Origin of the sequence: Treponema phagedenis, assembly GCF_008153345.1 — a bacterium.
In the GTDB taxonomy this organism is placed as follows: domain Bacteria; phylum Spirochaetota; class Spirochaetia; order Treponematales; family Treponemataceae; genus Treponema; species Treponema phagedenis.
In genome coordinates, this window is sequence record NZ_CP042818.1 from 1,548,329 (window position 1) to 1,571,219 (window position 22,891).

19 protein-coding genes and 1 pseudogene are annotated in these 22,891 nt (G+C 38.9%); 7 read left to right on the forward strand and 13 right to left on the reverse strand.

The window, feature by feature from the left end; genetic code table 11:
* Window positions 1-60 precede the first annotated feature (60 nt).
* The 7 genes and pseudogenes from FUT79_RS06820 to FUT79_RS06845 all read left to right on the forward strand — a co-directional run bounded on the left by FUT79_RS06820 (window position 61) and on the right by FUT79_RS06845 (window position 8,811).
* A complete protein-coding gene (locus FUT79_RS06820) occupies window positions 61-2,076 on the forward strand; it encodes a leucine-rich repeat domain-containing protein (RefSeq protein ID WP_148889433.1) in 2,016 nt (671 codons plus the stop codon).
* 15 nt (window positions 2,077-2,091) lie between these two features.
* A pseudogene (locus tag FUT79_RS15810) lies at window positions 2,092-2,292 on the forward strand (leucine-rich repeat protein); the annotation flags it as partial.
* Entirely contained in the window at window positions 2,275-3,072 is a 798-nt protein-coding gene (locus tag FUT79_RS15815; protein ID WP_342353788.1) for a leucine-rich repeat domain-containing protein, read from the forward strand. The pseudogene FUT79_RS15810 and the gene FUT79_RS15815, both read left to right, overlap by 18 nt.
* 1,086 nt (window positions 3,073-4,158) lie before the next feature.
* A complete protein-coding gene (citD, locus tag FUT79_RS06830; protein ID WP_024753518.1) occupies window positions 4,159-4,446 on the forward strand; it encodes a citrate lyase acyl carrier protein in 288 nt (95 codons plus the stop codon).
* A gap of 3 nt (window positions 4,447-4,449) precedes the next feature.
* Window positions 4,450-5,340 carry a citrate (pro-3S)-lyase subunit beta gene (citE, locus tag FUT79_RS06835; protein WP_024753519.1) on the forward strand — a complete coding sequence of 297 codons (891 nt, stop codon included), beginning with the start codon at window positions 4,450-4,452 and terminating at the stop codon, window positions 5,338-5,340.
* Between the two features lie 5 nt (window positions 5,341-5,345).
* Window positions 5,346-6,896: a citrate lyase subunit alpha gene (gene citF / locus FUT79_RS06840; protein WP_148878974.1), complete on the forward strand. Its 1,551-nt coding sequence runs from the start codon at window positions 5,346-5,348 to the stop codon at window positions 6,894-6,896.
* Window positions 6,897-7,431: 535 nt separating this feature from the next.
* A complete protein-coding gene (locus FUT79_RS06845) occupies window positions 7,432-8,811 on the forward strand; it encodes a 2-hydroxycarboxylate transporter family protein (protein WP_024753521.1) in 1,380 nt (459 codons plus the stop codon).
* Between the two features lie 505 nt (window positions 8,812-9,316).
* Here the strand turns inward: FUT79_RS06845 and FUT79_RS06850 are convergent.
* The 13 genes from FUT79_RS06850 to FUT79_RS06915 form a co-directional block, all read right to left on the reverse strand.
* Window positions 9,317-9,940 carry an alpha/beta fold hydrolase gene (locus FUT79_RS06850; protein WP_024753522.1) on the reverse strand — a complete coding sequence of 208 codons (624 nt, stop codon included), beginning with the start codon at window positions 9,938-9,940 and terminating at the stop codon, window positions 9,317-9,319.
* A 420-nt stretch (window positions 9,941-10,360) separates the two neighbouring features.
* Complete coding sequence (locus tag FUT79_RS06855) at window positions 10,361-13,054, reverse strand: DEAD/DEAH box helicase family protein (RefSeq protein WP_024753523.1); 2,694 nt, start codon at window positions 13,052-13,054, stop codon at window positions 10,361-10,363.
* 77 nt (window positions 13,055-13,131) lie between these two features.
* Complete coding sequence (locus FUT79_RS06860) at window positions 13,132-14,778, reverse strand: site-specific DNA-methyltransferase (RefSeq protein WP_024753524.1); 1,647 nt, start codon at window positions 14,776-14,778, stop codon at window positions 13,132-13,134.
* A 12-nt stretch (window positions 14,779-14,790) separates the two neighbouring features.
* Complete coding sequence (locus FUT79_RS06865) at window positions 14,791-15,744, reverse strand: Kiwa anti-phage protein KwaB-like domain-containing protein (RefSeq protein ID WP_024753525.1); 954 nt, start codon at window positions 15,742-15,744, stop codon at window positions 14,791-14,793.
* Window positions 15,741-16,322 (reverse strand): hypothetical protein, encoded by a 582-nt coding sequence (locus FUT79_RS06870; RefSeq protein WP_024753526.1) that lies wholly within the window; start codon window positions 16,320-16,322, stop codon window positions 15,741-15,743. The genes FUT79_RS06865 and FUT79_RS06870 overlap by 4 nt, the downstream gene beginning before the upstream one ends.
* A gap of 27 nt (window positions 16,323-16,349) precedes the next feature.
* The gene (locus FUT79_RS15070) at window positions 16,350-16,508 is read right to left on the reverse strand and encodes a hypothetical protein (RefSeq protein ID WP_174897070.1); all 159 of its coding nucleotides are present in this window, start codon (window positions 16,506-16,508) and stop codon (window positions 16,350-16,352) included.
* 743 nt (window positions 16,509-17,251) lie between these two features.
* Window positions 17,252-18,727, reverse strand: a complete 1,476-nt coding sequence (locus tag FUT79_RS06880) for an ABC transporter ATP-binding protein (protein WP_024753528.1) — start codon at window positions 18,725-18,727, stop codon at window positions 17,252-17,254.
* A 4-nt stretch (window positions 18,728-18,731) separates the two neighbouring features.
* Window positions 18,732-19,463, reverse strand: a complete 732-nt coding sequence (locus FUT79_RS06885) for an energy-coupling factor transporter transmembrane component T (protein ID WP_024753529.1) — start codon at window positions 19,461-19,463, stop codon at window positions 18,732-18,734.
* The gene (locus FUT79_RS06890) at window positions 19,463-20,047 is read right to left on the reverse strand and encodes an MptD family putative ECF transporter S component (RefSeq protein ID WP_024753530.1); all 585 of its coding nucleotides are present in this window, start codon (window positions 20,045-20,047) and stop codon (window positions 19,463-19,465) included. Before FUT79_RS06890 ends, FUT79_RS06885 begins: the two co-directional genes overlap by 1 nt.
* Before the next feature lie 151 nt (window positions 20,048-20,198).
* Complete coding sequence (locus tag FUT79_RS06895; RefSeq protein WP_044635078.1) at window positions 20,199-20,822, reverse strand: TetR/AcrR family transcriptional regulator; 624 nt, start codon at window positions 20,820-20,822, stop codon at window positions 20,199-20,201.
* A 398-nt stretch (window positions 20,823-21,220) separates the two neighbouring features.
* Complete coding sequence (locus FUT79_RS06905) at window positions 21,221-22,006, reverse strand: class I SAM-dependent methyltransferase (protein WP_024753533.1); 786 nt, start codon at window positions 22,004-22,006, stop codon at window positions 21,221-21,223.
* A 57-nt stretch (window positions 22,007-22,063) separates the two neighbouring features.
* Complete coding sequence (locus FUT79_RS15885; RefSeq protein ID WP_425329145.1) at window positions 22,064-22,240, reverse strand: ClbS/DfsB family four-helix bundle protein; 177 nt, start codon at window positions 22,238-22,240, stop codon at window positions 22,064-22,066.
* A 30-nt stretch (window positions 22,241-22,270) separates the two neighbouring features.
* Window positions 22,271-22,891, reverse strand: a complete 621-nt coding sequence (locus FUT79_RS06915) for an SAP domain-containing protein (RefSeq protein WP_024753534.1) — start codon at window positions 22,889-22,891, stop codon at window positions 22,271-22,273.

Below are 22,891 nucleotides of genomic sequence, written 5' to 3' on the forward strand. Positions count from 1 at the left end.
CTTACCTTTTTAATTAAACCCCCAGTGCACAGCACGGAACAGTGCACAAAGGAGATTGATATGAAAAAAATATTTGGAATGCAAACTTTGATCCTCATTGCGGCGGCAAGTGTGTTGTTTTTTTGCGGGTGTAAAAAAGTACACGACAAAACAACCGTTAGCATAATGGTAAAAGGAGATGCCAATGTAACATCGCAAGAAACAACAATTACCGCAGTAAAAAATGACAAATGGGTAATAGTAAAAACTAAACTGCCTACACTGACCTTTGAAGAAAACTATGAGCTTGACTCGTGGCACCTCACTGATGCGAACGGTGCCGTACTGAAAGACAACGATACTTTTGCAACCGATACGGTTATTTTTGCCGTATCAAAGCGCAGTCAAATTACGGTAACTATTGCCGGTGATGCGAACGTAATCCTTCCGGCAAATAAAACTGTTACGATAGACAAGGGCGAGAAGTGGGCAACAGTAAAAACTAAGCTGCCTACTCTTGGCTTTCAAGAAAATTACGAGCTTGACAAATGGGTGCTTTCAGGTTCAAGTACCGCTGTTGAAGATTTCTATGTATTTAAAGGCGGAGAAATTCTGAATGCGATTTCAAAGCGCAGTCAAGTTACAGTAACGATTGCCGGTGATTCGAATGTAATCCTTCCGGCAAGTAAAATTGTTACGGTGGATAAGGGCGAGAGCTGGGCAACAGTAAAAACTAAGCTGCCTACCCTTGGCTTTGAAGAAAACTATGTGTTTGACAAATGGGTGCTTTTAGGCTCAAGTGACGCTATTGCAGCTTCCTATGCGTTTAACGGCGGCGAAACTATTTTTGCCGTAGCAAAGCATAGTCAAGTTACAGTGACGATTACCGGTGATTCCAATGTAATCGTTCCAGCAAATAAAACTGTTACAATAGACAAGGGCGAAAACTGGGCAACAGTAAAAACTAAGCTACCTACTCTTGGCTTTAAAGAAAACTACGAGCTTGATAAATGGGTGCTTTCAGGTTTAAGCGACGCTATTGCAGATTCCTATGAGTTTAACGGCGAAGAAACTATTTTTGCCGTGTCAAAGCGCAGTCAAGTTACGATAACTATTGCAGGCGATGAAGATACGGTACACCTTCCTACAAATAAAACTTTTATGGTAGATAAAGGCAGCACTTTAACAGAGATAAAAAATAATATCGAAATACAAAATGCAATGGCAATGGTAAAACCGCAAGAATACTACGGGGACCCAATTGTTTGGTACCTTAGCGATGAAAACGGTGAAAAACTTGAAGAGTATACCGGAACGTTTAATGCCGATACAACTTTGTATGCGGTAGCAAAATTAAAACCGACGCCTGCTACGCAGTTTGACATAACCAGTGATGGAATAATTTTGGAGATAAAAGGTGATGATCAAGTGCTTGTAATTCCTGAAGAAATAAATGGAACGCCGGTTACTGCAATCTCTATAAATCTGAATTTGCGCCCTAGATTCGTTAGGGAACTGAGGTTGCCTAAGACGCTGCAACATATTGCTCGCGGAGCTTTTGACTCTTGGAATATAACAAAGCTTACGATTCAAACGGAAAATATCTCGTTTACGATGAAAGGTGTAAAGATACAAGAGCTTGTTTTAGCAGATACGGTTAAGACTATCGGAATGGCAACTTTTTCAAATTGCAGCGGCATAAAAAAACTCACACTGCCTGCCGGACTACAACGTATCGGGAGTATGGCTTTTGAAGGTTGCAGCGGAATCTCGGCACTTACACTGCCTGACGAGCTGCAACATATTGAAAGGGAAGCTTTTAAAGACTGCCACGGCATTAAGGGAGAGCTCAATTTGCCTGCCGAACTGGTAACTCTTGGATATGAAGCTTTTTTGAACTGCACTGGTATAACGGGAGAGTTGAGGTTGCCTTCTAAGTTAAAACGCATTGAAAGCAGTACTTTTTCTGGTTGCAAGGGAATTACGGCCGTTAGGTTTCCTTCCGGGCTGGAAAAAATCGATTATGCAGCTTTTAAAAACTGTAGTGGCATTGAGGAAGAACTTGAATTACCTACTGAATTGCAGACTATCGGATAAGAAGCTTTTAAGGGCTGCGCCAATATTACGGGAGAACTGAAGCTGCCTGCTAGGTTGCAGACTATCGAAAGAGAAGCTTTTTGCGACTGCAACATAACAAAACTTGTAATAGAAATGGAAAATATTACGTTTAGAAGCAACGAGGTATTCAACCATAAAAATATAAAAGAGCTTGTTTTATTGGATACGGTTAAAACCATCGGTCAGGAGGCTTTTTCCGGCTGTAGCGGTATTGCGGGAGAATTGAAGTTGCCTGCCGGGCTGGAAAACATTTATTCGAATGCTTTTTCCGAATGCAGCAGCATCACGACACTTACACTGCCTGAGGGGCTGCAAAGCATCGGTGGCAGCGCTTTTTCCGGCTGTGGCATAACAAAGCTTACGATAGGAATGGAAAATATTACGTTTAAAAGCAACGAGATATTTGCTGCTAACTGCACAACCATACAAGAGCTTGTTTTATTGGATACAGTTAAAACTATCGGTCAGGATGCTTTTTCCGGCTGTGGCATAACAAAGCTTATAATAGGAATGGAAAACATCAAGTTTAAAAGCAATGAGATGTTCAAAGATAGCTATACAAATATAAAAGAGCTTGTTTTATTGGATACGGTTAAAACCATCGGTCAGGAGGCTTTTTCCGGTTGCGAGAACATCACAGGAGAACTAAGACTGCTAGGAGGGCTGCAAAGTATCGGAGCCGCCGCTTTTTCCGGTTGCAAGAACATCACAGGAGAACTAAGACTGCTAGGAGGGCTGCAAAGTATCGGAGCCGCCGCTTTTTCCGGTTGCAAGAACATCACAGGAGAACTAAGACTGCCAGGAGGACTGCAAACTATTAGCCAGAGCGCTTTTTCCTACTGCAGCAGCATCACGACACTTACACTGCCTGAGGGGCTGCAAAGCATCGGTGGCAGCGCTTTTTCCGGCTGCAGCGGTATCACGGAACTTACACTGCCTGAGGGGCTGCAAACTATCGAACTTAAATGCTTTTAAAGGCTGCGTGAACGCAAGCATAAAACTGCCTAGAAGCATTACGAATATAGAGTTAGGTGCTTTTGGTACCGGTGCCATGGGAAGTAAAGCATGTAAAGCAGTGCTGATACCTTATCCGGAAGGAACTGAGGATTACACTCGACTATTTTACATGATATATTCACCTAGAAGTGGATATGGATATCCCGGTCCGATACGCTCATACACCCCCTAAGTAAGTTGTTTTTCTTTGCCATTCCGTCCCTATGGGGCGGGGGCTTTTTGTCATAAAACTCTTGAGACTTTGCTTACGGCAAACCTCTTTGTCAGGTTCTGCCGAATAAATTGAGAATATAACCCCCGGTGCACAACACGGAACAGTGCACAAAGGAGATGCCAATGTAACATCGCAAGAAACAACCATTACTGCGATAAAAAATGACAAGTGGGTAATAGTGTAGCGTTTTGTAATTAACTTCCTGTTATACAAATAGGGGTATCAACAATAAGGGGTTGCGGATTTAAGCATCACTATGGTAAATTGCCCACCGTTGTCAAAATCAGAACAAAATCAAACGATGTTTTAAAGCATCAATACAAAATTGTAAAATTGAAGCTTTAAAACTCGTTGGCGAAGCGAAGGCAAATTATTAACGCTTTGCCCTATGGTAAGTTTGCCCACCGTTGCTAAATTACAAACGATGTTTTAAAGCATCAACACAAAACTGTAAAATTGAAGCTTTAAAACTCGTGGGTTAGTTTTTGACACGAATGTCAAAAATCAGAACTGCCACAGATGGCAGTGGTTCCACGCAGAAACGATGTTTTAAAGCAAGACGGTTTTGCAAAGCTTTAAAACTCGAGGGTTTGGTTTTGCCACGGACGGCAAAACCAAACCTTGGTTCCTTTTTATAAATTTGTCTTGATTGGCATTATTAAAATGTCTTGCTCTTGTCGTGAATAAAAATCTTGACAAATTTAGACATTTGAAAGATACTAATACTAAGCAAATGTTTATCTAACGGGTTTCGCTTTTGGCGGCGAAAAATCATGTGTGTATTTTTTAGCCTGTTTTGTAAATGCGTTAAAAATTACGGGAGGGGTATTATGCAGCTAAAAACAACTGGGGTTGCCGGAACACTGGAATCGAGCGATGTGATGATTACGGTTGAACCTGCGAAAAACGGCATTTCAATAGAGCTTACCAGCTCTGTTGAAAAACAGTTCGGACGGCAAATTAAAGAGCTTATTTTAAAAGTTACAAAAGAGCTTGGTGTAACCGCCGCGTTTATTAAGGTTGCGGATAAGGGGGCGATTGATTATGTCCTCACCGCACGGTTAAAAGCCGCATGTTATCGGGCGGCTGAAAGAACCGATTATCAATGGGAGGGGTAGGCAATGTCGCAAAGAGAACGATTACGCAGAACAATGATGTTTTTGCCGGGAAATAATCCCGCAATGATAACCGATGCGCATATTTACGGTGCCGATTCTATTATGATCGATTTAGAGGACGCGGTAAGCGTTAATCAAAAGGATGCAGCCCGCCTTTTAGTGTACCATGCGCTCAAACGGATTGATTACGGCACCACGGAAGTAGTAGTCCGCATTAACGGATTAAATACTCCGTTCGGAAAAGATGATGTTATCGCAATGGTAAAAGCAGGTGTTGATGTTATCCGTCTGCCGAAAACCGATACTCCGGAAGAAATACATGAGGTTGATGCGCTGATCACTGCCGTTGAAAAAGAGATTGGAGCGGAAGGGCGTACCATGATGATGGCGGCAATAGAAAGCGCTACCGGTATTATCAATGCGGTGCAGATAGCACAGGCAAGTCCCCGGCTGATGGGAATTGCACTGGGAGCGGAAGATTATGTTACAAACCTGAAAACAACCCGTTCATCCCATGCAATGGAGATTTTCTATGCGCGGGAACAGATTTTACATGCGGCACGGAATGCCGGCTTATACGCATTGGATACCGCCTTTGCCGACATCAATAATATAGAAGCATTTAGAAACGAGGTGCAGTTTATCAAAGACTTGGGCTTTGACGGAAAATCAGTGGTGCACCCAAAACAAATTCGAGTTGTCCATGATATTTATACTCCTTCGGAAAAAGAAATAACAAAGGCATTGCGTGTTATCGCAGGAGCGGCGGAAGCAGAGCGAAAAGGTTCCGGAGTAATTGCGGTAGACGGAAAAATGGTAGACGGGCCGATTATTACCCGTGCACATCGGGTGATTGAACTTGCAAAGGCAAGCGGTGTGTATAAGGAGGTGTAAACAATATGGAAATGATAAAAAATGCGGTAGGAAGAAATATTCCTTCATATGTTGACGGCTTTGGAAAAACAGACCCCTTTATGGGAGTAAATAAAATTGAACCGAGTGGAAGGAAGGCAGGCGCAAAACTCAGAATGAAAAAAGGCCGGGACACCAAGCTTGTTTCCAGTTTGAAAGAAGCGATTAAACTTTCCGGCTTGAAAAACGGAATGACCATTTCTTTCCATCATCATATGCGAAACGGCGATTACACGGTAAACATGGTTTTAGATGTCATTGCCGACTTGGGCATTAAAGATTTAACCCTTGCGCCGAGCTCTTTAGGAACCTGCCACGGGCCGGTAATCAACCATATCGAAACAGGGCTTATCACCGGTATTCAGTCAAGCGGCTTGCGCGACCCGTTGGGAACGGCAATTTCACAAGGCATATTGCCGAAGCCCGTAATTATTCGCTCACACGGCGGAAGGGCGCGCGCAATAGAAGATGGAGAGCTGCATATTGACGTTGCCTTTATTGCGGCGCCGAGCTGCGACCCGATGGGAAACATTAACGGAAGAAGCGGTAAGTCCGCATGCGGCTCAATGGGCTATGCGATGGTTGATGCGCAATATGCCGATTGTGTTATTGCTATTACCGATAATCTTGTACCCTTTCCTAATCTTCCCGCAAGTGTAGACCAAACAATGGTTGATTATGTGGTAGAAGTAGATTGTATCGGAGACCCCAAAGGAATTGTTTCAGGGCCGATTCGTTTTTCTGATAACCCGCGCGATTTATTAATTGCAACCAATGCGGTTAAAGCCATTGTGAATTCAGGCTTTTTTGCTGACGGCTTTGTGTACCAAACGGGAGCGGCGGGTGCCTCTTTAGCAGTAACTTCCTTGCTTCGCGAAGAAATGCTCAAGCGCAATATTAAAGGTGCGCTCGGGCTCGGCGGTATTACTTCGCAGCTGGTAACCTTACTTGAAGAAGGCTTGATGAGCGGTTTATACGACACCCAATCTTTTGACTTGGATGCGGTTCGCTCAATCGGAGAAAATCCCCGCCATTATGAAATCAGTGCTTCATTTTATGCAAACCCAAACTTGCCGGCACCCGCCGTTAACAACTTGGATTTTGTCATGCTCGGCGCACTTGAAATTGACACTGATTTTAATGTGAACGTAATGACCCGTTCCGACGGCGTAATCAATCAGGCAATCGGCGGGCATCAGGATACGGCGGTAGGGGCACGCATGAGCGTCATCCTCGCTCCGCTTATCCGATCCCGTATTCCGATTATCGTTGATAAGGTTACCACCGTATGCACTCCGGGAGAGGCAGTCGATGTTATTTGCACCGACTACGGCATTGCGGTTAATCCCAATCGGCAGGATATTATCAAAAACTTTCAAGCCGCCGGTTTACCCATACGCAGTATCGAAGAATTGCAAGCGCTTGCGGAAAACTTAACGGGAAAACCCGATGCAGTCCCCTTTACCGACCGCATCGTAGGCCTTGTTGAATACCGCGATGGGAGCATCATCGATATTATTTATCAATCGGCGGAATAACCTATAAAAAATTTTATAAAAAAAGCTTGGGCGAAGTTTTGAAAATTTACTGTAACTTCGCCAACGAGTTTTGCCTGTTTACGCCGGGTGTCAGGCAAAACATCGTTCGGAATTGGCAACGGTGAGCAATTTACCATAGTAATGTTGAATCCCCAAGCCTTCTGTTGATGTTTCGATTAACATACACGGAAGATAATTATAAAACGTTATAGTAATTTGTACGGTTTTGAATTGTTCCTTTGCCGCACAAATTACAGAAAAAATTTTTTTTAGGAGAATGGATACCCAAGCCGTCTCAAATGGCGCCGGCTTGGGTATCTGTCGAGTTTCGCTTCTGCATGTCGGTTTGCGAAACATCGCTGATTGTATGTAATTTGTACGGCTTTGAATTTTTTCTTGGCCGCACAAATTACAGAAAAAACTTTTTTCGGAATCTGATTTGCCATCCGCGTTAGCGGATAATACAATCAGTTTCCTTGCAGAACAGAGCCGTAGGCTCTGATGATTCCTCAAAAACTTTTTTTAGGAGAATGGAATGAAAAAAAAGAGTTTTAAAGATCTTTTTGATCTGAAAAAATTTGAATGGAGCGGACTGAGTTTACCCATGTTCGCGGTGATGGTTGCCATTGTGCTTATTATTGTGTATGCACCGTATAAGGGTGTTCCGGGAGGTTTTATTACGTCCATAAAAGATGGCAACGTAAAAACAAGTATTTCTTTTTTCGGCATGCTTACCTTTCTAGGCGTTTTCGGTATTCTATTCGGCAACATAGGGGACCGCATTCCGTACTGGAATGATTATGTCGGAGGCGGCACCGTTCTTGTATTCTTTGCAGCCGCTATTTTCGGCACCTATCAGTTTGTTCCCGAGACATTACTAAAGGCAGCTACTATTTTTTATAACAAGAATCCGATAAATTTTCTTGACCTATTTATTCCCGCTCTTATTGTCGGCTCTGTTTTAACCGTGAACAGGCATGTACTGATTAAAGCCATTGGCGGCTACATTCCGCTCATAATTATCGGCGTCATTGGTTCTGCCATCGGCGGCGTTGCAGTTGGTTTGCTTTTCGGCAAAGCGCCACTTGATGTAGTGATGAATTATGTGCTTCCCATTATGGGCGGCGGCACCGGAGCAGGCGCCATCCCGCTTTCTGAAATGTGGGCAACAAAAACCGGCAGGCCAGCATCTGAGTGGTTTGCCTTTGCCATCTCAATTTTAACCATCGCAAACATTCTTGCGATTATTACTGGCGCCTTGTTAAACATGCTTGGAGAAAAAAAGCCCTCGTTAACGGGAAACGGCGCCCTCATGATGGATTCCGAAGCCGAAGGCGTAAAAGATAAAGAAGATGTTGTTGAATCGGGACAAACGGAATTTACCGCCGCCTTATTTTTTACCGGCGGACTCACCCTTCTTTCGCTTATTCTTGGAAAACTTTGGGAGTTACTGAATGCTCCGTTTGAAATCCACCGGCTTGCCTTCCTTATTATCATTACCGCCTTGCTGAACATCTTCAATGTTGTACCGGTATCACTAAAATCGGGTGCAAAAAAAATGCAGGTGTTCTTTGCAAAACATATGATTTGGGTGTTGATGGCGGCGGTAGGATTTGAAACCGACGTAAAAGAAATTATCAACGCCTTATCGCCAAGCAATTTCTTTATTGCGCTTGCAATTGTATACGGCGCGATAGGATTGATTATGCTTGTGGCAAAATATATGAAATTCTATCCGGTTGAAGCGGCAATTACCGCAGGGCTTTGCATGGCAAACAGGGGAGGCTCGGGCGACGTTGCTGTTTTAGGCGCCGCACATAGAATGCAACTTATGCCTTTTGCGCAAATAAGCTCCCGCATCGGAGGCGCCATGATCTTGATACTCGGATCGGTCATATTCGGCATATTTGCGTAACACCGAACGTTACCACGATACGGCGCGGGCATTGCGGTTTAAACTTTGCATAAAGCAAAAGCAGCAATGCCCGGCGCTTTTCTGATAACTCATTGCGTTTTAATATATTTATACGAATCGAAAAACGTGTTCAGGTTAGTTTTTGCCGTTCGTGGTAAAAACTGTCCCACGAGTTTTAAAAGCACTTGGAAAAAAACTTGTGCTTTTAAAACATTGCTGCTGTTTTAAAGCACGGGCATCCCTGGCGGTTCTGATTATTGTTTTTGCTTTTCCTTTTTGAAGATGATCATAGTTACGATTCCATAGATTAAAAGTGCTGCAATTATGGGTATAAAATACTTTGGTTACTTTTTTTATTTACCCTTGTTTGTTTTTGAGTTTTTGTTGTGATTGTAAGTCTTATTTTAAATTTTGTAAACACTATCATTCCGTAAACTGCATGTATGGAAAACTGATTTGCCTGATATATGAATGAATAATTGCATATGTATTTAAAAATGCTGAGTTAAAATTTTAGTTCCTTATAAAAGCGAGTTAATATTTCAGCTAACTCGACAGGCTTTTCTTCATTGACGGCGTGTCCGGTTTGTTCCATCAAAGTTAAACTCGAGTTCTTAATTAATTTATTAAGCTCTTTAGCGGCTTTTAAATTAGCTTTATCTTTTAACCCGCATATTATTTTTATCGGGCAATTAATGCTTTTTAATTCCTTTGCAAAATCAATTTTATACATGGATTTAGTGATGTTCATAATTTGTTTTTTATCAAAACCCTGTTTCAAAAAAACTTTCTTGGGAATTAAGTGAAAAAATAAATTTTGTATTTTCATTAAGAGCTCAGGCATTTTATATTGAGTCCCTATTAAAACCAGTGAATTAACTTTTTCCGGATTCTCGATAGTATACTTAATAGCGATAAGCCCGCCTAAAGATAAACCGCATAAATTAATAGAATCGGGAAGGCCATTAAATTCTTCAGCAAAATTATTATATGTTTCCGCAAAAGTCCCATTCTCCGAATTAAAGGATAACGATGGGCATATAATCTCATCTTTAAAATCCAAACGTTCAATAACAATATCCCAAGCATTTGCTTTTTGCATTAAACCATGTACAAATACATATTTCATATTCTCCACCGTGCCACAACATCATCAATCGGAATATTTAAATTTTTATTATTCAAAACAGCCTTCTTTTAATTTTCTACTGATTTACAGTATACTATTTATAACAACTTTTTTATAGCCCGCATTATGTTCAAAATTAAAGGAGATAAGTTATTATATCTTATACAATTAACTCTTCTGTTTTTGACTTTTCACTTAGGCTTGTGAATGCTTTATATAAAGATTATAGACGACTCGCTTATTAAAACTATTACGGTGTTTAACAAGCTGAACACAATTCAACTTTCGCCTGACAACAAAACAATAATTCTTTCTGATTTTTTAGATCATAGGATTAGAGTGTTTAAGGTTAGGCGGTAGAACGCACTAATCAAGCAAACAAGGATGTTAGAAAAATTCATTTTTGTTTTTTAAACAACCTCATGTTATTTGCAAGCGAAAAAAATCTTCTAATCGCTTCGCTTCAGTTACTTCATCATGCGGAATTAAAAGGTAAAGCCACGGTTTGCCGTTGTGTTGCTGTGTATAACCAGAGGCATGGCGGCACCATGTTACGGCTGCCTCGGCTTTTGCTGTAACTTCAGGACTGCTGATATCCGTGCGGGCTTTGGTTTCTGCCATTAAGATGACATCATCAGTTTCTACCACAAAATCAGGTATGTATTCGTTAACATTAACGCCGAATTTATAGTAAATCATGAATTGCCCTTTAACAGGTTTAAACCATTTTTGGGCATCGCGCTCCAGAATAATAGCAAAACGGCGTTCGGTATCGGAATCAAATTTTTGTACCGGATAGAGGCATTTTTTAAAATAGCCGAATAGCAGTTGCTTCATGCGGCTAAGGTCTTGCGGTGTTTCTCTTATTGAATAAATTTTTCCATCCGATACAGTCGTATAATGACAGGGTTTTAGCGCAGTAAAACCGCGGCTGATTTTGGTTTCATACGATGCGGCTTTTTCCCAAAAGTGCTCCATCATTTGTGCGTGAATCACTTGAGCAAGTTGTGCACCGTACGTATCGAATATTTCATGCAATTCATCCTCTGAATATTTTTGTGTTTGATAATAACGCACTGCCTGAGCGGATAAGTCATAGAGGAAATCCGCTTGAGTAAAATAATCTATGTCATCAAAATCCATGAGTTTTTTGACAATATAATCTTCAAGACGTTTTTCACGAATACCGGTTTGGCGGCTTAAGGTAAATTGACGGTTATCCTCTGTAAGCTGTTGGCCAAGAATTTCGCGGTGTCCGGGTTGGAAATGAGGCAGTTCGTCAATGGTAAAATGATTAAAACCTGTTGTTACTTCACCGACCGGTTGAACAATAATTCTTGGAATATCAATCGTTTGATCCACGATAAGCTGTGTTGCTTTGGCTACCACCTCGGCAATGTCCGATGCGGAATCAAGTGCTAATGCACTTTGAGGGGGATGTTGCTTTTGTATTTTCTCAATGATTTGTGCTTGGATTTCAGGCTGCAATAAAGCACGAGATGTGGGAGTTTTATCGGGGTTTGCTTCGTATTTAACTGCTTCCTCCATAACGGCTTGGGCAATGTGTTTTTCTGTTTCGGTATGAAAGACGGGTTGATAGGTAATAGACTGTGAAATGCCGGCTTGTTCTTTTTCATTCAGCCTGTTTACGAAGCTCAAACTATTTTCTATGTTACTGGATATTTCTACGCTGATTGTAGAATCATCATCACTCGGCGCATCTAAAATGATTTGTTTTAAACGTAATACCGAATCGCCTCTATTCGCTTCGTCAATAATTTCCTGAAAGCGATCGTGTGCAATAATATTCAGTCTATCAACTACTTCTACGCCGGTGCGTTTGCCGTAGGGAAGACGCAAGCCGCGCCCGATAGATTGTTCAATTAAAGTCCGCGCATTCGCTGCACGCAACGGCACAATCGTATAAAGATTGGTAACATCCCAGCCTTCTTTTAGCATATTCACATGGATAACAATCTCAGTCGGCTCATCAACGCTTTCTACTGCCAACAATCGACTAATCATTTCTTCTTCATCTTTGCCCGTTCTAGAAGAATCAACCTGAATCACTTTGCCGCGGTAGCGTCCGCTATAAAATGCGTCGGATTCCAATAATGCCAATAATTGCGCCGCGTGAGTGGTGTCGCGTGCAATGACCAACATAAACGGTTTAACGGCAGGAAGAGCATTTGAGTGAGCATAGGTCATCAATTCCGCTTTTGTGTGTTCGTGTACCCGTATGCCGTCTTCCAATTTAATTTTTTCAATTTCTGTAGGCTCGTAATTTTTGGCGTCAAAATTGCGTTGTGTTACAACCGCAGGAATTTTCACAAAGCCGTCTTCGATCGCGCGAGCGAGCGGGTAATTTACCACCACATTTTTAAAAGGGATAGGTTCTTTAGACGATTCGACAAAAGGTGTTGCGGTTAATTCCAAACCTAAGAGCGGGTTTAATTCGTTAATGGCGCGCATGCCGGCTTGTGCCCGATAGCGATGCGATTCATCCATCAATAAAACTAAATCATGTAAATGAGCAAGATAATTAAAATAGCTATCACCTAACACTTCTTGCATTCGTTTAATACGCGGCTCCTTACTGCCTCGGATTTCAGAATTGATTTTAGAAATATTGAAAATATTGATCTGTACTGGACTGAATAAATTACCGGAATAAATATCTTGCCGTAGATAATTATCACCGGTAATCACTCTCGGCGGATTGATCGAAAATTCCCCAATCCCTTTAAAAACATATTTAGGCGTGTTGGATGAAAAATCAGTAATCAATTTATCGTAAATGGTGAGGTTCGGTGCCAGTACAAAGAAATTATGAATGCCGTGGGCTAAATGTAAATAGGTAATAAATGCGCCCATTAACCGGGTTTTTCCTACGCCTGTTGCCAGCGCAAAACACAATGAAGGGAATTCACGTTCAAAATGTTGCAAGGCCGGAAATGCGGCTTTCAATTTTTCTAAAATCGTAGTGATATCCCGTTGCTGTTCCAATATTTCAGGGGCGGTGTCTAAGGCTTGTTTTAATGTAGCTAAACTTTCTACTTGCGGTGCGCGTAGGGACAAGCGACCGTTAATATAATGCTGTATTTTTTTAGACATATAATTATCCTTTAGTGGGTTTTAATAAGCGTGTAACATTGTTTGCAAAGAAAATAATAACATGCATTTTTCTGCTCCTATTCATCAAATAAACCAATTTGCTTTTCAGGCAGCTTATCTTTTGATTGATTTTGATTTTCAGATTCAATTACTGCTTGCGCCAAAGGTAAATTCGCCACATTCAAACTGTAATCATCATGCCCCCATTCGCAGCGGTTTAGCACCATTTTCGGGATTTTTTTTAAGGAAAGATTAGGCCAGCGTTCCGCCGCCTGCTCCGCTGAAATGCCGCGCCACGCTGAACAACAAATTAATAAACTGTTTTTGCCCACTTCATCGGATAAAACATGCAGCTGCTCAGGCGATAGGTTTTGCGTGGTAACGTAAATAAAATCCCGTTCGCTGGAAAAACCATGCTGCCACCAGAGCGTTTCAGAGGGCTGATACGTAAAACCTTCCAACTTTGCCAAAGCCGCAGCCAGCATTTCAGGATTGTATTCGGGGTTAATAACCGGATTACCCCAGTGATCATTGACAATCAAGGTCGGCGCCAAGCGATAATAACGAAACCCGCCGCCGCCCTGCCAATTCACCGCCTTGGAAATGCCGCCCTGATCCGTGCCGTCAATCACTTTTTGTAAACGCGGGATAATGTGCGTATGACAATGCTCGCCCAGTTCTACCATAATCCAACGCCGCCCCATTTTATGCGCGACTGCACCGGTGGTGCCGGAGCCTGCGAAAGAGTCGAGGACGAGATCGCCGGGGTTGGTGGCTATTTGTAAAACACGTTCAATTAATTGTTCTGGTTTTGGAGTATCAAAAGAAATGTCTTCAATTATCGAGGCTAAATGATTACTCGCATCACGAGTAGTTCCAGCCTCTTTGCCAAACCAAATACTTTCTGGCACTCGTCCAACTTGATCGACAAGATAAATTTTTCTTAAAACTCTTGTTTCATCATCTAAGAAAGATATTTCTCCTGTCTTTACTTTTTCTTTAAACGTTTCTTCACTCCAGCGCCATCCATTCGGTGGTGGTTGAATTTCTTTACCACTTGGCGTTTTTACAACGTATCTAAGATTTTCCCTATAGTTAGGGCTTCTTACATCTCCTGATCGCCAAGCACCTCGTGGATCATTATCAGGATTTTTATAATTAGTGTTATGTTCTTCAGTTCGTGGCAAAAGTTTGCGAACAAATAAATCAGAGTTTCTATAAACTAAAATGTAATTATGATGCAACGAAAGTAATTTGGCATCATTTTTCCCTTGTATACTGTGCTGCCATACAATAGTTCCAACAAAATTCCCCCGCCCAAAAATTTCATCGCAAAGTACTTTTAAATAATGGGCTTCATTATCGTCAATGGTGATCCACAATGAACCGTCATCGGAAAGTAATTGTTTGATAATTTCCAAGCGATCACGCATTAAGCTTAGCCAAATGGAATGTTCCAATCCATCGTCATAATGGGTAAAGGCGCTGCCGGTATTATACGGCGGATCAATAAACACACATTTCACCTTGCCTGAAAATTCTTGCTCCAAGGCTTTCAATGCCAAGAGGTTGTCGCCAAAAATCAGCCGATTATCAAACTGTGCATTTTCAGACCGCACTTTAGCGTGATACGATTTTTCCGCATCTTCCAATAATATCCGAGCCTCTAGCTTCGGACGTTTTTCTTTACCTATCCAGGTTAGTTCCAGTTTTTGGTTGGGCATAAATTTACTACCTTAATTAACTTTTGATTTTACAACAGCATCAAATATTTCATCATTAATCAGAGAACGCAACCGATCATTATTGAGTAATTTTAATAATAAATCTATAGTTTCTTTTTCAACAATAATTTTCCCATTTTCTACTTTTAATTGCCAATTTTCCTTCTTGTTTATCGCAATCAATTTATTGATATAATTAGGTTGTTTATAATATCCGGATTTCAAAATAGAAGCCATTTTTCGCAAGTAGTGAAGATTATCTCCTATATGTTCATCAATTAATTCAATGTTCTGAAATATTTCAAGTTCTTTTAATTCCTTCAATAATTGATTAGACTTAGCTTTGATTCCTTCTCTAAAATTCATAGAACTTTCAAACTGACCTTTACTGGAAATAAATATAGTTCCTTTATAAACAAAAAAATCATAATTTGGATAAACAGCAAATACATCTTTGTCATCCAAATCAACTAATATTTGGTTATAGAAAAATACACTATTTTTAGCCTTTGCTTTTTTAGGTTGTGTATCCGCACTGATCTTCTTCCATGCATATAATTTTTTATTACCGCTTTCAAACAAAATTACATAAGCCCATGAATTGAGTAAATCAGAGTAAGAACTTACCCTATCATTATCAAGCCCTTTGCTAATTTCACTTTCAACTTTAGTAAAATCGGTATCATCTGAATCCATGGTTAACAATACACCATCACCATCCGCATTACTGTAATCATAATTTTCTAGATGATATTTTCGATTTTGATTTTGTAGTTGTGTTTTCAAATATCCCTTAAATCTTTTTGGTAGCTTATCATCCATATCAACACGTAATGTTAAGTATATACTTTCTTTTTTAGATTTAGATACAGAAATTTTTCTTTTTATCAACCAAAAAGAAACCGACCAGTTATTAAAATTCGCATCTTTAATTTCATTTATTAGTTTATTAACTGTTTTGTTCATGTTGTTTCCTTGTAATTTTTATAGTCTGAATGAGAACGAATATATAAATAGTGTGAAAGCCTATCTAAACAAATTTCCTCTCCTGCACTAATTGGTTTTCTTGTTATTACCATAGCTTGAATTTCTTTTCCTTGCCTCTTAAATGTACAATCAATTAGCATATAGCCTGCAATTGCTAAAATCGGGTTAATAAAAAGCGTTTGGGTCCGATAAGACATTATGAATAATACTGATAAAAATAAAACTATTGCTACCATAGTTTGCCAGTCACTCAAATCAATATCCATAAAAGAGAGCACATAAGGTATTGTATAACCGAACGTATCCCCAGATTTACTTGAAGCTTTGCTGATTGTAACCACCAAACCAGAGTTTATATTTTTTACCGTTAAAAGCATTACCAAACTACTTAATAGAGCTACTACTAATAATATCAAACTGGTTATTGGTGAATTCAAGTAATATGGCATATTAAAATCTATTTGTTTAATTAACATAATAAGCATTAGTGGAGAATAAGCACTAATAAAAAGTATTAATGCTACAAAAGGTCTTAATCTTAAATATGAATTAGACATATTTATTTACCGGCTCCCATCTTTTCTTTATAATAGCTTTTTTATGACTAACAACCAAGCTTCAGTCTTCATATTCCCTGTTTCTAATTTTTCTTTATACCTTTCCATATCATCTGATAAAAATAATCCCTTTTTAATTAATATTGGAATAATTAAATTGATCAATTCTTCATTTTGTGATTTCATTTTTACCATTTCCTCTCATAATTATTTTTTACCACAGATGTAATATAAGAATTTAGACTTATGCCTTGTATTGCCAAATTTTTCATATGTTCTACCGCATATCTACCAGGTCTTCTATAAGTATATAAATAGTTTCTATATCTACCACTTTTAAATACAACATGAATAGCATCTTCAAATATTTGATAAGAAATAATATTTGAACTGCCTGAACAATTACGATATGGTCTCATTCATCTCACCTCCCATTCAATAAAAAATAATTCTCTTTCACTTATTTCCTGCTGTTTTTTTTGGCAGTACAATTTTTCTTCCGGCATTGCAGCCATGGCGACGGTGCTGCGTATTTCTTTGATTTCCGGATCGGTTTTTTAATTTCCTTTTATAGATTAAGCCCGCTGTTTCGAAATAATCTTTTCAGTCACTCTCTATCAGTCCTAAAGCCATTTTAAGAGCGTATAAAATAGAATGCAAACATTGGTATACTTTTTTCCGTTATTCTCTATGCTCGTTCTGATTTAGTTAAAGAGTTTGACAAAGCTCTATCGTTTAAAACCCTTTGCACGTTTTATTTACGGTTTTTTCTCTCTCTCCTTAAAATAGTTGTCATATGTGCTTTTCTGTTACTATATCACAAATCTCTTTTAATTACAATGTTTTTTTTAACGACCAAATTTCTGTGTTTATCGTTTAATCATTACAAACATTCTTAACACAACCGATCTTCTTTTCTTCCCGTATATCTAATTTTCCCCATCCCTAAAAAAATTTTCTACCTTAGATAAAATCTCTTTTGTTCTGCCTCCATACCACTTTACTTTTCCCTTGTCTAAAAAAATAAAATAATTGCAACTTAGATTGATAAGTTCAGGATCATGGGTAATGACGAAAATTGTTTTTCCGATTTTGCTCAGCCTCTTTAACTCATTGGATACTTCCATCATATGCCGATAATCAAGACCGCTGGTTGGCTCATCTAAAATTAAAATATCCCGATCGGCGGCAATTGCACTTGCAATGGCAACCCTTTGTTTTTCGCCTCCTGATAAAGACATAGGATGCAGCTCCATAAATGCTTCTAAATGCAGCCTTTTTCCAATTTCACAAATGCGGCTTTCTGCGCCTTCTTCATCATCGTTTATGCTTATCGCGATTTCTTCCTTTACGGAATCCGTAAAGAGCTGATGATTTACATCTTGCATCACCATAAAGCATTTTTTTATTCGTTCTTTTGCTCCAAAAATTTGATTTCCATACAGCAATGTTCCCTTCGCTTTTTTTACAAGCCCACACATGCAGTTGGAAAAAGTTGACTTACCCGATCCATTAAAACCTATAACGCCGATAATCCCATGTTGCGGCAGCTCTAACGAAGGAATATCTAAAAATTCTTTTTGATTGTAACTAAACTTTAGATTTTCGATTATAAAATTCTCAGAATTAAGTTTTTCTTCTATCATAATATTATCAAATTCAACCGGGCTTAAATTGCGCAGTCCCATTTGGTTTAATTCTCGGTTTGATAATGATTGAAAATCTTCTTTTAAAAACTCTTTTTCGATTTTTCCGTTTTTCATGTAAATAAATCTATCGGTGAGCTCTTGTAAATACTCCAATCTATGCTCGGCAATCACGATGGTTGCCCCTTGAGCTTTCCACTTTCCAATTGTCTTTTTTAATGTTCCGATTGTTCTTAAATCCAAATTTGATGAGGGCTCGTCAAGAACAAATATTTTGGGCTCCATCGCTGCCGCAGAAGCGCAGGCGATTTTTTGTTTTTCTCCGCCTGACATGGAGAACAGGTTGCGGTCAAGCAAGTCCCGGATTTCCAAATCCGCAGACACTCTTCCGATTCGCCTGTATATCTCTTCCTGTTCTATTCCGAAATTTTCACAGGCAAAGGCAATTTCGCCGGTAGAATCTATATTGAAAAATTGTGTTTTGGGGTTTTGAAATACTGAACCCACATGCTCGCTCAATTCGTTCATAGCATTTTCTGATAGCTTAATTCCGTTCACTGTCACTTCGCCGCTGAGCTTACCTTTATAGTATCCCGGAACAAGCCCGTTGATTAGTCTTGTAATTGTAGTTTTTCCGCATCCCGATTCTCCGCAAAGTACAAGCACTTCGCCTTTTGCTATATTAAGGCTTACATTGTAAACTCCTGCCGCCCTTTCATCGCTGTCATAAACAAAGGATACATTCTCAAGTTTAATCACGGGACTACCTCCTATAAATTGCTAATACGACAAGAAAAATCGAAATAAGGAGAAAGAGAAAATCATGTTTTCCGAATTTTATATTGACAATAGTCGTGCGCTTTTCAAGTCTGCCAAGTCCTCGGGTGAGGGCAGCGGCAGACAATTCGTCACTGATTTTAACCACAGATACCATAAGCGGTATTGTTACGTATTCTAAAAGCAATCCCTGATTTTTCCAAAAACGTTTTGTGCCGAAACCTATCTCCCTCATTTTCATAGCATTCCTGATTGCTCTATGCTCTTCAGCTAAGGTCGGTATAAACCGAAAGGCTACCGCCATTGGGATTATAAAATTATTTGAAACATGCCATTTTACCATTGAGGCTATAAATTCGTTGGTCTTGGTAGATTTTATAACGTAGTAACCCAGCATAAAAATCGGAAACAATCTTATAATAACAGCATTTAAAAGCACCGAAATCATATTGAGTAGGGTAGGTAATACGTAAATATCCTTCGTAAAATTCGCGATAACAGCCAACCCGAACAAGCCGCCGTAGATGAGGGCTGTTCGGAATTGTCTGTTTGATAGTAGTAACATTATCGAAATCAGTGTTATTACAATATTTATAAATAAGTCTTTATGTACAAAGGTCATGAATGTAGTAATAAAGACCATAAATAGAATTTTTGTACGAGGATCCGGATTAAATCCGTGTTTTTCCGGTGGTTGATACACCTCGTACTTTTCCATTAAACAATACCTGCTCTCGTGAAGTGTTTTTTAAGCATCTTCCTTCCTAAATTTGCTCCAATTATTGCACCAACCAGCAATATTGCTATTCCTACAAGACCCATCCACCATGGCATATATTTTGCCAGAGCACTTGCGTATTGGCTTCCCATTTGTTGCTCGACTCCTGCCATATAAGTGTCTGCCATAATCCACATCGGCATTTGACAGCCAATCAATCCGCATGAGAATATCCAAAATCCTATGACATCCATTTTAAAGCTTTTGTAATCGCCGGATTTTAATATTAAGTCTGCGGCGATCCCGCAAATAATATATCCGACAGGTGCCAACCAAGTGTAGCCCATAAAATACCAGAAGATTCCCAAAATTGCCGCCATGATACTAACCATGCCGAATTTTTCAACTTTCGTTAGAAATAACATAAACGGAATCCCTGTTACAACGGGTAATACAACATACATTGCAGGATATAGAATCGGAATTGCATTCATCATTCCTACAACGAAAAAAACGACTAGGTATATCGCAGTGTATACACCTACATTGATTAAATCTTTTGCATTAAAGCTTTGTTTTTGCATACGATGCCTCCATAAAATTATATATTTTCCAAGAGCTTGCTCTTTCTCTTGCCTGTGTAAATTTGTGATAAATGCCTTTTTTTAATATCGTAATAACATAGTTAGCTAACTTAGTTATCATACGGGTTAAAAAAAAGAGAATCTATCTTTTTTAAAATCCTCTGAGCTTTTTCCAACCTTCATTAAAAAACTCAGTTACTATTTTTGTATTTTCCCGTACGTATTCCTCGCTTTTTCCATGGACGATAATATCCTTTAATGCGCTGACATATGCATGATTGAGTAAATGCATAGCCTCATCGGGAATGTCAACTTCCTTTTGTTTGCTCTCTGCGATGATAGCATTTGATTTTTTACGATTAATATCTTCCATCTTTACTATTGTGTCAATAAAATTTTCATATTTTGTTCCATATGATTTACAGGTTAAAAGTTCAAAAAGCTTTTTTTTCTTATACATAAGAACAGTTGCTTCAATGGCTCCATTTAAATTAAGTTTTGCTAAATCCTCGGGATGATTTTTTTTCAAGCTGTCAAAAGATTCCTTTTTAATTTTTGAATACATCTGATGAATTAATTGAACAACCGGTTTTACCAATTCGGAAAATACAGCTTCTTTATTTTTAAAATGCCTATAAAAAGCTCCCGTTGTAACTCCCGCATTGGCACAAATCTCCCGTAAGTTGGTTTTTTCATAACCCTTCTTAAGAAAAATTTTTTTCGCACTATCTAATATTTTTTTATGTGTTAAATCGTATCCCGTTGGCTCTGCCATTATTTCACCTTTTAATTTTATGATAACTAAGTTATCTTAGGCTAACTCGGATAATATCGTAATCTCGGAAGTTTGTCAATAGTTTTAGCTTTTTTTTGTCTAGCCGCAATTGCTTTTCATCCAAATCAGCGCATTTGGGACGAAAATATTTACTGTCCGTGCGAGCATAAAATATGCTTCTGCCAGCCGCTGTTTACCTAAAACTTAAATCTTAATATATTTTGTCGATCGCCCACTTCCTACTTGTCCTATTTTACCGGTCTCTTGTAGCTCTTTTAATGCTCTTTCTATAGTTCTTTGAGATATATCAGGACCGATGGCGAGATTGCTTGCTATTTGTCTGCAGAATACAGGCGCCATTGATATGGGATTCTTTCCATTTTAAAACCTAATTTATTTTATTTTTTTCCACAAAGGATAGCCGAGTGCTTTAAAGCGTATTTTACAGCTTCTTTTTTCGTCATAAATATGCCATTCGTCGTATTTATAAGTTGAACGTTTTCATAGCCCATATCTTTTAATTTTTTAATAAAAGACTGCATATCGCCATATTTCCCTGTAGAGAAAATATCATGAACCGCAAATGTACCCCCTTTTTTTAAAAGACGAAGTGTTTTTAAAAGAAGTTCTTGCCTATTCATCTTAGTAATATTGTGATATACGTAATTGCTTGTTACGGCATCAAAACTTTCATCAGGATAATCTAATTTGGTTGCATCTCCCTTTGCAAATTCCACATTGCAGACACCTTCCGCCTTTGCGTTGCCTTCACAAAGTTTTTTGCTGAAAGAGCTGTATTCTTTACCCCAGCGGTCAACACCGATGATTTTAGCTGTCGGGTTCTTTTTTGCTACGGCAATAGTCAAAGCACCGCTTCCACAACCTACATCTAATGCTAATCCATTTTCAGGTACTTCAACATATTTGGCAAGTCCTTCAATAATATCTTTAGATAATTTCCGCTTTCCCTTATAGGAAAAAGCTCGATACATTCTCATCATCCATGCAAAAACGGCACTTAGTATAATAGCTATAATCAAAAATAATAGGCACAGTATATTTTTTATTGTACCTGTTTGCAGTCGCTGCTGTAGAAAAAATGTTGTTACATAAGAAAGAGTAGCTAAAAAAGCCAATAAGTACAACATGTTTTTCGGCACCCAATTTTTATAATCCGGTTTCATCTAAAACCTCCTAACACTTCTAAACTGTTCTAATGCTTAAAATAATTTGTTTTAACGCTAGAGCATAAGCTTTTTCCACTTTCTTATCTTGGTTCTGAACGTTCCGAACGGTGCCACTGTATTGACGTGAATAAATTTATATACTTCCCACACACTCGGTAATTGAATTTGCTGTTGCCGACAACGTATGAAATATCCACATTTTGCGTTTCGAACCGTTTCTGATTTTGTCATTGAAGAATTTCATCCTTCTTAAACTGGAAGTTATCTTTTTTTATACTCTTCTATTATAAATCTATATTCGTTTAGAAGTTCCCTTGAATAATTTTTTTCGTTTTGCGAGTCTCTGACTTCTTTCCAAATGATAGCTGCAACTTTTAACTTGTCAAAAAAATAATCGCTAAATTCATCTAAGCAAAAGTCTTTTAGGAATTGATTCCATTGACAAACTGAATTGTCATACTTAGCGTAGTCCGACTCTCCATAATATACTTTCAACATATCTTGAATTGTAAAATTTAAATCATTTTCTACTTTTACTTTTCTCCAAGCTGTTGCCATATCAGCATTAAACTTAAATGGACTAACACCTGTTACAGCTGAAAAATAATCTCGAAATTTTTGATTAAAGGAAAAACCGCATTCAAGTAATGCTGTATTTAAGGTTATAGTTTCAGTTTTATTTTTGTTTCCTTTCCTCAAAGACTTTTCTATTCTATTTCCCTTAAAATATTGTTTTATAATATGATTCAGTTCTTGTTTTGTACTTCTATACTCTAATCCAAGAGACTTGCAAATTTGTGAAAGCTCTTCTCGATACCAATAGTATCTATTAAATTCTTCAAATGATTTTATATCTCTGAAATCGGGTCTACTCTCTTTCAA